At 65.0% G+C, this 12,267-nt stretch carries 12 protein-coding genes; 5 read left to right on the top strand and 7 right to left on the bottom strand.

What is annotated here, in order from left to right; all coding sequences use genetic code 11:
• Positions 1-5 precede the first annotated feature (5 nt).
• The 5 genes from lon to ACP156_RS05085 form a co-directional block, all read right to left on the bottom strand.
• A complete protein-coding gene (gene lon / locus ACP156_RS05105) occupies positions 6-2,417 on the bottom strand; it encodes an endopeptidase La (RefSeq protein WP_425050227.1) in 2,412 nt (803 codons plus the stop codon).
• 211 nt (positions 2,418-2,628) lie between these two features.
• Positions 2,629-3,717 carry an alkene reductase gene (locus ACP156_RS05100; protein ID WP_425050226.1) on the bottom strand — a complete coding sequence of 363 codons (1,089 nt, stop codon included), beginning with the start codon at positions 3,715-3,717 and terminating at the stop codon, positions 2,629-2,631.
• 259 nt (positions 3,718-3,976) lie between these two features.
• Positions 3,977-4,693: a VPLPA-CTERM sorting domain-containing protein gene (locus ACP156_RS05095; protein WP_425050225.1), complete on the bottom strand. Its 717-nt coding sequence runs from the start codon at positions 4,691-4,693 to the stop codon at positions 3,977-3,979.
• A 154-nt stretch (positions 4,694-4,847) separates the two neighbouring features.
• Complete coding sequence (gene tgt, locus ACP156_RS05090) at positions 4,848-5,969, bottom strand: tRNA guanosine(34) transglycosylase Tgt (protein ID WP_425050224.1); 1,122 nt, start codon at positions 5,967-5,969, stop codon at positions 4,848-4,850.
• Between the two features lie 99 nt (positions 5,970-6,068).
• The gene (locus ACP156_RS05085) at positions 6,069-6,416 is read right to left on the bottom strand and encodes a DUF1428 domain-containing protein (protein WP_425050223.1); all 348 of its coding nucleotides are present in this window, start codon (positions 6,414-6,416) and stop codon (positions 6,069-6,071) included.
• Between the two features lie 162 nt (positions 6,417-6,578).
• On the opposite strand from ACP156_RS05085, the gene ACP156_RS05080 reads away from it, so the two are divergent.
• Together ACP156_RS05080 and ACP156_RS05075 are read left to right on the top strand one after the other, a co-directional pair.
• Positions 6,579-6,938 (top strand): SUF system Fe-S cluster assembly protein, encoded by a 360-nt coding sequence (locus ACP156_RS05080; RefSeq protein ID WP_425050222.1) that lies wholly within the window; start codon positions 6,579-6,581, stop codon positions 6,936-6,938.
• Positions 6,939-6,985: 47 nt separating this feature from the next.
• Positions 6,986-8,650: a mechanosensitive ion channel family protein gene (locus tag ACP156_RS05075; protein WP_425050221.1), complete on the top strand. Its 1,665-nt coding sequence runs from the start codon at positions 6,986-6,988 to the stop codon at positions 8,648-8,650.
• A 13-nt stretch (positions 8,651-8,663) separates the two neighbouring features.
• Here ACP156_RS05075 and ACP156_RS05070 read toward each other — a convergent pair whose 3' ends face one another.
• Positions 8,664-9,551, bottom strand: coding sequence for an alpha/beta fold hydrolase (locus tag ACP156_RS05070; RefSeq protein ID WP_425050220.1), 888 nt, complete (start codon positions 9,549-9,551; stop codon positions 8,664-8,666).
• Positions 9,552-9,624: 73 nt separating this feature from the next.
• On the bottom strand, positions 9,625-9,897 hold the full coding sequence (locus ACP156_RS05065) for a hypothetical protein (RefSeq protein ID WP_425050219.1): 273 nt from the start codon (positions 9,895-9,897) through the stop codon (positions 9,625-9,627).
• 61 nt (positions 9,898-9,958) lie between these two features.
• Here ACP156_RS05065 and ACP156_RS05060 point away from each other — a divergent pair, with 61 nt between their 5' ends.
• From ACP156_RS05060 to ACP156_RS05050, 3 genes are all read left to right on the top strand, one after another.
• Positions 9,959-10,795 carry a LysR family transcriptional regulator gene (locus tag ACP156_RS05060; protein WP_425050218.1) on the top strand — a complete coding sequence of 279 codons (837 nt, stop codon included), beginning with the start codon at positions 9,959-9,961 and terminating at the stop codon, positions 10,793-10,795.
• Between the two features lie 80 nt (positions 10,796-10,875).
• Positions 10,876-11,523, top strand: a complete 648-nt coding sequence (locus ACP156_RS05055) for a hypothetical protein (protein ID WP_425050217.1) — start codon at positions 10,876-10,878, stop codon at positions 11,521-11,523.
• Positions 11,520-12,263 (top strand): DUF3307 domain-containing protein, encoded by a 744-nt coding sequence (locus ACP156_RS05050; protein WP_425050216.1) that lies wholly within the window; start codon positions 11,520-11,522, stop codon positions 12,261-12,263. The genes ACP156_RS05055 and ACP156_RS05050 overlap by 4 nt, the downstream gene beginning before the upstream one ends.
• Positions 12,264-12,267 lie beyond the last annotated feature (4 nt).

Genomic DNA, 12,267 nt, shown 5'->3' with positions numbered 1-12,267 from the left:
GCAGCCTAGTGCGCGATCGCGCCGGATGCACCGGCCGCCGGGTTCATCGCCGCACGCGCGGCGGCGGCTTCTTCCTCGGCTTCCTCGTCCCATTCAATCGGCTCGGGCTTGCGCACCAGCGCGTGCTCCAGAACCTGCTGAACGGTCTCGACCGGAACGATGGTCAGGCCTTCCTTCACGTTGTCCGGAATCTCGGCCAGGTCCTTCTCGTTCTCCTTGGGGATCAGCACCTTGGTGATGCCGCCCCGCAGAGCCGCCAGAAGCTTCTCTTTCAGGCCGCCAATCGGCAGGACGTGGCCGCGCAGCGTGACCTCGCCGGTCATGGCGATGTCCTTGCGGACCGGGATCTGCGTCAGCACCGACACGATGGATGTCACCATCGCGATACCGGCCGAGGGGCCATCCTTGGGCGTCGCGCCTTCCGGCACGTGCACGTGAATGTCCATCCGGTCGAAGCGCGGCGGCTTCACCCCGATCGAGGGCGCGATGGCGCGAACGTAGGACGAAGCCGCGTCGATCGACTCTTTCATCACGTCGCCCAGCTTGCCGGTGGTCTTCATCCGGCCCTTGCCCGGCAGGCGCAGCGCCTCGATCGACAGCAGATCACCGCCCACCGACGTCCACGCCAGCCCCGTGACGACGCCAATCTGATCTTCCTGCTCGGCCAGACCATAGCGGAATTTCTTCACGCCAAGGAAATCGCCAAGGTTGTCCGAGGTCACCTTGACGGTCTCGACCTCTTTCTTGATCAGCTTGGTCACCGCCTTGCGGCAGATCTTGGCAAGTTCGCGTTCCAGGTTCCGCACGCCCGCCTCGCGGGTGTAATAGCGGATGATGTCCTGAATGCCCTCGTCGGCCATCTCGAACTCGGACTTGCGCAGACCGTGGTTCTTGATCTGCTTCGGCAGCAGGTGCTGCTTGGCGATCTCGGTCTTCTCGTCCTCGGTGTAGCCGGCCAGCGGGATGATCTCCATCCGGTCAAGCAGCGGTCCGGGCATGTTGTAGCTGTTCGACGTGGTCAGGAACATCACGTTCGACAGGTCGTATTCCACTTCAAGATAGTGGTCGACGAAGGTCGAGTTCTGTTCCGGATCAAGCACTTCCAGCATGGCAGAGGCCGGGTCGCCACGGAAGTCCTGCCCCATCTTGTCGATCTCGTCGAGCAGGATGAGCGGGTTCGTGGTCTTGGCCTTCTTCAGCGCCTGGATAATCTTCCCCGGCATCGAGCCGATGTAGGTCCGGCGGTGGCCGCGGATCTCGGATTCATCGCGCACGCCGCCCAGCGAGATGCGGATGAACTCGCGTCCGGTGGCCTTCGCGACCGAACGGCCAAGCGAGGTCTTACCCACGCCCGGAGGGCCGACAAGGCACATGATCGGGCCCTTCAGCTTCTTCGAGCGTTGCTGCACGGCAAGGTACTCGACGATGCGTTCCTTGACCTTCTCAAGACCGTAATGGTCGTTGTCGAGGATCTCTTCGGCGCGGCCGAGGTCCTTCTTCACGCGGGATTTCGTGCCCCACGGGATCGACAGCATCCAGTCCAGATAATTGCGGACAACCGTGGCTTCCGCCGACATCGGAGACATCGACCGCAGCTTCTTCAACTCGGCCTCGGCCTTCTCCTTGGCTTCCTTGGAGAACTTGGTGGCCGCGATCTTCTCTTCGAGTTCGGCGATCTCGTTCGCGCCGTCCTCGCCGTCGCCCAGCTCCTTCTGAATGGCCTTCATCTGCTCATTCAGATAGTACTCGCGCTGAGTGCGCTCCATCTGGGATTTGACGCGGGTCTTGATCTTCTTCTCGACCTGCAGGACCGACATCTCGCCCTGCATCAGGCCATAGATCTTCTCCAGCCGCTCGGCGACCGACAGCGTTTCCAGAAGCTCCTGCTTCTGGGCCACTTCCACGCCAAGGTGACCGGCCACCAGGTCGGCCAGCTTTTGCGGCTCGCGGGTTTCGGCCACGGCGCCAAGCGCTTCCTCGGGGATGTTCTTCTTGACCTTCGCGTAGCGTTCGAAGTCCTCTGCGACGGACTTGACCAGCGCCGCGACCGTGGCCGCGTCGCCGTCAACCTCGTCCAGAGGCTCGGCATGGGCCTCGAAGAAGCTTTCGTTTTCGACGTAGTCGCGGATCTTCACGCGGCTGCGGCCCTCGACCAGAACCTTCACGGTCCCGTCAGGTAGTTTCAGCAGTTGCAGCACATTCGCCAGCACGCCAACCTCGAAGATACCTTCGGGGGTCGGATCGTCGACCGAGGGATCGATCTGGCTGGACAGAAGGATCTGCTTGTCGTCCTGCATCACCTCTTCCAGCGCGCGCACCGATTTCTCGCGCCCGACGAAGAGCGGGACGATCATGTGGGGGAACACCACGATGTCGCGCAGCGGAAGGACTGGATAGGACGGAAATTGTTCAGACATGCTCTTTCCTTGCTCTGGCAAGATGGCGCTGGCCCCGATTCTCGGCAGCGCTCGGCCATCTCCGGTCTTGGCCTCTGGATTTGGGGGTTCTGCCCCTCTTGTTCAACCACACCGGCACTTGCGTTGAGGCACTGTGCCTGTCCCCGCCCGGTTCGGCAAGGGCGGTATTATACGCGGCGCAACGCACGGGACGCTGCGCCGCCTTTTTTTGCTAGGCCGCGTCCAGCGTGGGATAGTCGGTGAAACCTTTGGCACCACCGCCGTAAAAGGTGTCACGATCGCCCTCGTTCAGGGCCGCGCCGGTTTCCAATCGCTTCACAAGATCGGGATTGGAAATGAACGGGCGACCGAAGGCCACCAGATCCGCCGCGCCGCTGTCCACGGTCTCCATCGCAAGGTCGCGGTCATAGCCGTTGTTGGCCATGTAGGCGCCATCGAACAGTTGCCGCAGCTTGGCGACGCTTTCGCCCTCGGCAAGTTCGCGGCTGCCGCCCGTGGCGCCCTCGACCATGTGCAGATAGGCGAGGTTGAAGCGGTTCAACTTGGGGATGACATACCCGAAGGTTTCCATCGGATTGGCGTCGTCGATGCCGTTCGCCGGGCTGAAGGGCGACAAGCGCAGGCCCGTCTTGCCGCCGCCGATCGCGTGGCTGACAGCCTCGACCACGTCCAGAAGCAGGCGGGCGCGGTTCTCGACCGCACCGCCGAACGCATCGTCACGCTTGTTCGAGCCGGTCTTCAGGAACTGGTCCAGCAGATAGCCGTTGGCGCCATGGATCTCGACCCCGTCGAACCCGGCCTTCATCGCCAGATGCGCGGCGTGACGATAGTCGTCGATCAGGCGCGGCAGCTCCTCAAGCGCCAGTGCGCGCGGTTCGGAAGTGTCCTCGAACCCATTGGCGGTAAACGTCTTTACGTCAGCGGCGATCGCCGATGGCGCGACCGGCTTCTGACCGTTGGGTTGCAGCGAGGTGTGGCTGATCCGGCCAACGTGCCAAAGCTGAACGACGATCTTGCCGCCTTCGGCATGCACCGCGTCCGTCACCTTCTTCCAGGCTTCGGCCTGCGCCTCGGTGTGGATGCCGGGGGTGCTGATATAGCCCTTGCCCTCGGGGCTGATCTGCGTCGCCTCGGTGATGATCAGGCCGGCGCCGGCGCGCTGGCGGTAGTACTCGACATGCAGGTCGTTGACTTCGCCGGTGTCGTTGTCGGCCCGGTTGCGGGTCAGCGGCGCCATCACGATGCGATTGCTCAGATGCAAGTCGCCCGCATCGAAGGGCGAGAAAAGCGGATGGGACATAAGGTGTCTCCTGGGATTGCGTTTGCCCGTCCGAGCTATGGCACCGGCGGCCCGGTGCAACCCCAACCGCGCCATTCCCCGCCGCAAGGCACCTGTGCATTCCTGCAAAACCGCTGATAACGCTAACCTTTGCGGCGCCCGCCCCGCGCGTGACGCATGGCGGGCAATCGCCGGATGCAGCACCGCCCACCAGGGCCCCGAAACGCGAAAGGCCCGCACGGGATGTGCGGGCCTTCCGTTACTGTCTTGCCGTGGCGCGTCAGGCGGCCTTGCGGCGGCGGCGCAGGGCGGCGAAGCCCAGAAGGCCCGCGGCCAGCAGCGGCGCAGAGGCCGGAAGCGGCACCGCGGCGACTTCAGCCGCTTTGGCGATTTCCGACACTTTCAGGCCAGCGACCATGAACTTGTCCGTTTTGCCGCCGAAGTACGGCAGGCGGAACTTGTCAGCGCCGAAGCTGATCGAGGTGCCGGTCAGGCCGGTCAGCGAGTACGACTTACCCGGACCGATCAGCTGTTCCATCGCAACGTTCTTCCCGTCGATGAACAGGTCGAAGTCGCTTCCCTTGCCGGCCCGCCTGCCGAAGGTCGTGAAGAACACCTCGTCGAACGCGACCTCTTGGTCGAAGGTCAGGGTGATCAGCTCACCGAACGAGAACGGCATCCCGTTGACAGCCGCGCCGCCACGAAGGCCGTAGCCCACGCCAAGGCCGCCCTTGGTCTCGGTCACTTTCTTGAAGCAGCCCGACGTGCTGGCGCAGTCGGACGTCAGAATCTTGTCCACCGCGCCCAGGGACGTGTAGACCCCGGCGGTCGCCGTGACGGTCAGCCCGTCGACGGACATGGTGTAATCGCCATTCCAGGCGTTGACCCCATTGCCACCCACATAGGGGTTGCGGAAGTCGAAAACGGTCGTAGCCGATGCCGCACCTGCCAAAAGACAGAAGCCGGCGGCGATCAGACCCTTCTTAAAGATACCCAATATAGAGCCCCCTTTAGCCCTGCTCGTGTTAATTATGCTTGGTATCTACCACACTTAGATTCGGCGCGGAATAGGGACCGTGCTGCACGCGCAAAATACGCGCCATGGTTGAACAGTGAACAATGCCAGCGGGCTGGAGTCAGCTTTGCATGTTCTACAGCAACTCTATGTCGCCCTGCGCGCGGTCGGCGTGGAATTTCTCCTCCCAATCCGCGAATCTTCCCTCGGAAATCGCGGCCCGCATGCCCCCCATGATCTCTTGGAAGTAGTGCAGATTGTGCCAGGTCAGCAGCATCGAACTGATGATCTCCTGCGACCGGAACACATGGTGCAGATACGCGCGGGAGTAGTTGCTGCAGGCGGGACAGGTGCAGTGTTCGTCCAGCGGTCGCGGGTCATCCTGATGGCGGGCATTCTTGATGTTCACGACGCCCCGCCGGGTAAAGGCCTGCCCCGTCCGCCCCGACCGTGAGGGCAGCACGCAGTCCATCATGTCGACCCCGCGCTTCACCGCCCCCACGATGTCGTCGGGCTTGCCGACGCCCATCAGGTAGCGCGGCTTGTCGACAGGCAGCATGGCCGGCGCATAGTCGAGAACGCCGAACATCGCCTCCTGCCCCTCGCCCACAGCCAGCCCGCCGATGGCGTAGCCGTCAAAGCCGATGCGGGTCAGCGCCTCGGCGCTTTCCGCGCGCAGCTCTTCCGTAACGCCGCCCTGCTGGATGCCGAACAACGCGTGGCCGGGACGATCGCCGAAAGCCTCGCGCGACCGCTCGGCCCAGCGCATCGACAGCCGCATCGACTCTGCCACCCGCGCTTCGTCCGCAGGCAATGCGGGACACTCGTCGAAACACATCACGATGTCCGAGCCCAGCAGCTTCTGGATCTCCATCGACCGCTCTGGCGTCAGTTCGTGCTTCGAGCCGTCGATATGGCTGCGGAAGGTTACGCCCTTCTCTGTCAGCTTGCGCAATTCGGCGAGGCTCATCACCTGAAACCCGCCCGAGTCCGTCAGGATCGGCCGGTCCCAGTTCATGAAGCGATGCAGTCCGCCCAGCCTGTCGATCCGCTCGGCCCCGGGCCGCAGCATCAGGTGATACGTGTTGCCCAGCAGGATGTCGGCGCCCGTCGCACGAACGCTTTCCGGCATCATCGCCTTCACGGTGGCGGCGGTGCCCACGGGCATGAATGCGGGCGTGCGGATATCGCCGCGCGGGGTGCGGATGACGCCGGTGCGCGCGGCGCCGTCGGTGGCTTGCAGGTCGAACGAAAACATGCGCCGGGACTTATCCCGGCGCATGGCGCTTGCCTAGTGGGTTCTGTCGGCCAACCGCGCCGTCAGGACCCCTGCGAAGGCGGCAGGTTCCACGCCCCCTTACGAGCGGAAGATTTCTTCGAACCCGCCCCACATCATCCGCATCCCGTCGAACGGCATCGTCATGTTCGCCATCTCGGGGTCCGTCATCATCTTCTCCCAGGCGGCGTCATAGGTCGCCTTGTCCGGCCAGACGATCCACGAGAACACGACGGCCTCGCCCTCTTCCAGCTTCACCGCCATTGGGAAAGACGTCACCTTGCCGTCCGGAACGTCGACGGCCCAGTTCTCTTGCATGGACAGCGCGCCATAGCGCTTGAACATGTCCCATCCGGCTGCGGCCATCTTGCGGTACTCCTCCTTGTTTGCCTCTGGCACGGCCAACAGGAACCCTTGAACGTAACTCATTGCCTTCTCCCGAATGACTCAATCCATGCGCGCAGGCTGACACGCATTAATGTTGGTATCAACTCTTTTGACCGGACATTCCGCGGCGAGCAGTTCGCCGCCGGGGTTTACGCCTTCGGGGGGAAACCTTATATCTTCGGTCGGAATAGCCAGGGAAAGACCATGCCCGATACCGCGCCGATGGAGGGGCAGCCCCTCATCCAGCCGTCAAGCACCGATCACGAGCTTTACGACAGCGTCGTTGACGCCTGCCGCACGGTGTATGACCCGGAAATCCCGGTGAACATCTACGACCTCGGTCTGGTCTACACGATCGAGATCTCGGACGAGAACGACGTGAAGGTCATCATGACCCTCACCGCCCCCGGCTGCCCCGTCGCGGGCGAAATGCCGGGATGGATCGCCGACGCGGTCGGCCCGCTGCCCGGTGTCAAAAGCATCGACGTCGAGATCACCTGGGATCCGCCGTGGGGCATGGACATGATGTCCGACGAGGCCCGGCTGGAACTCGGGTTTATGTAGAAACAGACTGTCGCGGAACCATTTCCGCACTGCGGCGTTCGGCCTGCATGGTTCCGAGCGCCTTTGCCCGTCTGATCGCCGCTGTCCTGCTGGCGCTTTTCGCCTGTTCGCCCCTCGCGGCGCAGGAGCAGCAACCTGACAACGTCTTCCCCCTGGATGTCCTGAACGAGGGCCTACCCAAACCCGAGGGCCGCATCGACCGTTCGACCCCGCGCGGCACGCTCGAGTCCCTGCTGGAGGCGGCGGAAGACGAACGCTGGGTCGACGCCGCGCACCTGCTAAACCTCAACGGCGTCGCCGAGGACGAACAGGCCAACTACGGCGCCGAGCTTGCCCGGATGCTCGAGGCGGTGATCGACCGCAAGGCCGTCATCAACTGGAACGACCTGATCGACCGGCCCGACGCGTTGGACGCCAACGAAAGCAGCAACAGCGCGACCGCCGGAATGACGCGCCGGTCCATCCTTCTGTGGACCCTGCCGCTGGACAGCCGCCCCGCCGCCCTGCGGCTTGAACGCGTGCAGGTCGGAGACGAGGATCCGGTGTGGATCTTCCCGCCTCAGACGGTGCAGAACATCGGCGCGCTCTACGCGATCTATGGCCCCTCGCCGCTGGAAGAGACCTTCCCCGACTTCATGAAGCAGAAGATCGCGTTCGGTCTGATGCTATGGGAACTGATCGGCCTGCCACTTCTGCTGGCGCTGTCGGCGGTCGTGGGGCTGATGGTCCGCTACGCGCTCGACTTCGCGTCGCGACGCGCGAAGACCAAGACGATGACCGATGTGCTGCGGGCGATCCGCGGCCCCGCGATCTTCGGAACGGTCGTCACGCTGATGGCCTTCGCCACGACGCGACTGTTCGTTTTCTCGGGCCGGATCGATACGGTTCTGACGCCGATCATCACGCTGGGCATCGCGGCCAGCATCCTGTGGCTGGTGGTCAACGCCATCGACGCGGTGCTGGACCGGTTGGTGATCTCGGCCTCCGACACCCTGTCCCACCGCCAGCAACAGGAACAGCGCGCGCTGGCCACCAAGGTCGCCGCCGGTCGCCGCGCGCTGATCGTGGTGTTCGTCGCCACCGCCTTCGGCATCGCGCTCAGTTCGACGACGATTTACCAGAACCTCGGCCTGTCGCTGATCGGCACCGCCGGCGCCCTGACGCTGGTGTTCGGCTTCGCCGCCCGCCGGGTGCTGGGCAACATCATGGCGTCGTTACAGATCGCGATGAACCAGTCCGCCCGCATCGGCGATCGCATCGTCTACAAAGACCACCTCTGCCACGTCGAGCGGATCAACTTCACCTACGTCCAACTGCGCGACTGGGACGGCACCCGGCTAGTCGTGCCCGTCGAACAGTTCGTGTCCGAACCGTTCGAGAACTGGACGATGCAAGAGCCCGAGATGCTGCGGGTGATCAAGCTGAAGCTCGCCCATGGCGCCGATGTCGACCGTCTTCGGGCCGAGTTCGACAGGGTGGTGGCCGATCTCGACCCCGACGAACTGGGCAACCTCGACGAGGTATCCGTGCGCGTCGCCGAGCAGGACGTGTTCGGCAAGGAAGTCTGGTTCTGCCTGCCCTGCGCCGACCCCAACACCTCGTGGGACATGGCCTGTCTCGCGCGCGAGAAGATCCTTGCCGCCGCGGCAGAGATCGAGAACGCGGACGAAAGCCGCATGTTCCCCGAGGCGAACCCCGCCGAGGCCGCCTGACCCCGGCGGCGCGTCACGCCGTGCGGCGCGCGACACCCTGGATGGCGTCGATGATCCGCGCGTGGAAGGGCTGCGGAATGTCGTGCCCCATCCCCTCGACCAGCAGCAACTCGGCCCCAGGGATCGACGCCGCCGTGTCCGCGCCGCACTCTGGCGGGATCAGCGGGTCGTCGGCTCCGTGGATCACCAGCACCGGCAGGGTAAGCGTCGCCAGCTTCGCCCGGCGGTCTCCGGCGGTCGCCATCGCGGCAAGCTGACGCCCGAACCCCGCCGGATCATGCGCGCGCCGCGCCTCTTCCAGCGCCAAAGCCTTCTGCGCCACCGCGTCGAACTCCGCCCCGCCGCCCGCAATCCGCCGCGCGAACGCGAGGCTGGCGGTGGCAAAACCCTCTGGGTCCGCCGCCGGGTCCGGCTTGGGCCGCTGCATCAGCGCCATCACGTCCGGCGCGGCCTGCGGCATCGCCGGGTTGCCGGTGCCCGACATCACCGACGTCAGCGACAGCACCCGGTCCGGAAATTCCGTTGCCATGCACTGGGCGATCATCCCGCCCATCGAACGTCCAACCACATGCGCCCGCTCGACCCCCAGCGCGTCCAGCAGACCCACCGCATCCGTCGCCATGTCCAGCAAGGAATAGGGCACCGCTGGCCGCTCACCCGCCATCAGCGCGGCCGCCAAGGTGCCGAAATCCGGCGCGGGCTCGTGGCTCAGGTGCGTGGACAGCCCCGCGTCGCGGTTGTCGAACCGGATCACGCAGTAGCCCCGCGCCGCCAAAGCGCCGCAGAACGCGTCGTCCCAGCGGATCATCTGGGTTCCGAGCCCCGAGATCAACAAGATCGCCTCGCCTTCCCCGAACGTCTCGTAGGCCAGTTCCAAACCGATCGTCTTCGCCAGCATCATGCGCGCCATCCTTCACGTCTGCACGGCGCATTTATACCCGGGTTTAATTCACGTCAATAAAACCCGGGTAAAATTATCGAGCCACACGCGCTCCCGCGAAGGCCGGGACAGCACGCCCTGCCCCGCAACGCGCCGCCAGCTTCCGACGACCGAACAGCGCCGCGCGCAACCGCAACGCCTTCCGCCGCCGGTTCCATTTCCGATGGCTGGCGACCCGCCCCGCGATGATGCGGCGTTCGGGTCGCTCCGTGGCTGCCGTCTGGTTCAGCGCCATCCGGCTGATAAGAATGTACTGGTCAGCATCAAGCATGATATCCTCCATCGTTTCATTTTCGGAATTCACCATGGACTCTATGCCTGCCATGCTGCTCCTATAAGCTACGACCGCCGCAACCATCATTTCATAAATGCAACGAAGCCTTGACGACCTCGCCCTGTTCCTCGCCATCGCCGATGCCGGCGGGCTGGCCGGTGCCGCGCGCGCCACGGGGCAAAGCGCCGCCACCCTCAGCCGCCGGATGACCGCGCTGGAACGCGACCTGAACCGCCGCCTGTTCGAGCGTGGCGCGCGGGGCTACACCCTTACCGCCGCCGGGCGCGAGCTGCTGGCCGAGGCGGAACCGCTGCGCGACGTCGCCCAGCGGCTGACCCGCTGGGCCAGTGCCGACCCGACGCCGCGTGTGCGGATCACGACCGGCCACTGGACCTCGCGCTTTCTCGCCCGCCACATCCGCCGCGTCTGGTCGCCGGGGGACGCGTGGGTGCCCGAATTCCTGGCCTCGAACGCCAATGTCGACCTCGCCCGGCGCGAGGCGGATATCGGGGTCCGGAACCGCAGGCCGGAACAGAACTGGCTCGCCGCCCGTGTCACCCTGCCCGTCCATTACGCCGTCTACGGCGTCGATCCGCAGGTGCAGGAGTTCCTCGCCCTGCCCGACGGCTATCCGACGACGCCCTCGGACCGCTGGGTGCGCCGACACCACGGCGACGAGATCGTGACCGGCGCCTCGGACACGCGTCTGATGCTGGACCTCGCGTTGTCTGGCATGGGGCGCATCGTCATGCCGACCTTTGCCGGCGACGCGGTCGAGGGGCTTGCGCGCCTGTCGCCGCCGATTGCCGAGATCGCCCACGATGAATGGTTGGTCATGCATCAGGACGCGCGCCACGATCCGCCCGTCCGCGCCGCCATCGACGCGCTGTTCACCCTGCTGAGCGATCCGGCGCTGCGACCCGCGCCTTAATGCAAGCCCTGACGGTTGCTTTTCAGTATAGCAAGTCAAATAACTTGCTTTTTCGATAGCAAGCTTTATAACTTGCTTTCATGGCAGCCACGCCCCTCTCCGCCGTCCTGACGGGCGACCTCGTCGCCTCGCGCAAGGCCAGCCGCGCGCAGGCGGAACGAGCCATGGCGGCGCTGTCAGAGGCGGCTCGCGATTTTGGGACGTCACGCAAGATGGACCTGCGCTTCACCCGGTTCCGGGGCGACGGCTGGCAGGTCTACCTTTCAGACCCGACCTACGCGCTGGACGCGGCGCTTTACCTGATCACCCGCCTGCGCGGCGAGGCGACCGAGGTCGAGACGCGCCTATCGGCCGGGATCGGCCCTGTCGTGACGACGGGAACCAACGACCTGTCCGACGCGGACGGAGACGCCTTCTACATCTCGGGCGATCACCTCGAGATCATCGGCAAGCGGCAGCGCATGGTGGTGGCAGGCAAAGGCATCGGCCCCTTCCAAGCCGCTGTCTTTGAACTGGTGGACCATATTTCCGCCGGCTGGTCCCCGGCGCAGGCGGAGGCTGTCGCCATGGCGATGACAGAGCGCTATGCAACACAGGACGACATCGCCGAAGTGCTGGGCATCACCCGGCAAGCGGTGCAGTCCCGCCTTGCCGCCGCAGGCTATGCCTTTTTGCACGACGCGCTACACGCTTTCAGAACCTACGATTTTGGGGAAGCCGCATCATGATCGAGACCTTCGCCGCCCTGTTCGCGGCCCATGTCGCGGCGGATTTCCTGTTGCAGACCGGGTGGATGGCGGAAAACAAGCGCCAGCCCCTGCCGCTTTTGTCCCACGCCGCCGTGGTGCTGGCCACCGCCGCCATCGCAACCGGCCAACCGGCGCACCCCGCGCTTCTGGCGCTGGTGGTCCTGCACGCGCTGATCGACATCGCGAAGGCGTGGATCCCCGCCGCGCGCGGCGCGCTGGGCTTCCTGCTGGACCAGACCGCGCATCTTGCGACCCTTGCGGGCATCGCCGTCTGGGCGCCGGACCTGTGGGACACCGGCCTGTGGTCCGCCGCGCCGCCCATCGCGCTGCATATCGCGACCCTTGTGGCGGCACTGGTGCTTGTCACACAAGGTGGCCGGTATTTCGTCGCGACGCTGATGCAGGACATCGAGATCCCGTTGCCCACGGAAGACGCGACCGACGCAAAGGGCCTGCCCGGTGGCGGTCTGGTGATCGGCCTGCTGGAACGGGCGATGATCTTCATCCTGCTCGCCGCCGGCCAGCCCGCCGCCATCGGCTTTCTGATCGCCGCCAAGTCGGTGCTGCGCTTCGGCACCGTGCAGGAAAACCGCGCCGCCAGCGAATACGTGATCATCGGCACGCTGGCGTCGTTCGGCTGGGCCATCGCGGTCACCCTTCTGTGCGAAAGCCTTCGCGCATACCTGCCCCCGCTTGAGATCGCGGCCCCGAAGCCCTAGGTTC

The organism is Psychromarinibacter sp. S121, assembly GCF_049801035.1.
In the GTDB taxonomy this organism is placed as follows: domain Bacteria; phylum Pseudomonadota; class Alphaproteobacteria; order Rhodobacterales; family Rhodobacteraceae; genus Psychromarinibacter.
This window is presented reverse-complemented; position numbering and strand designations above follow the sequence as displayed.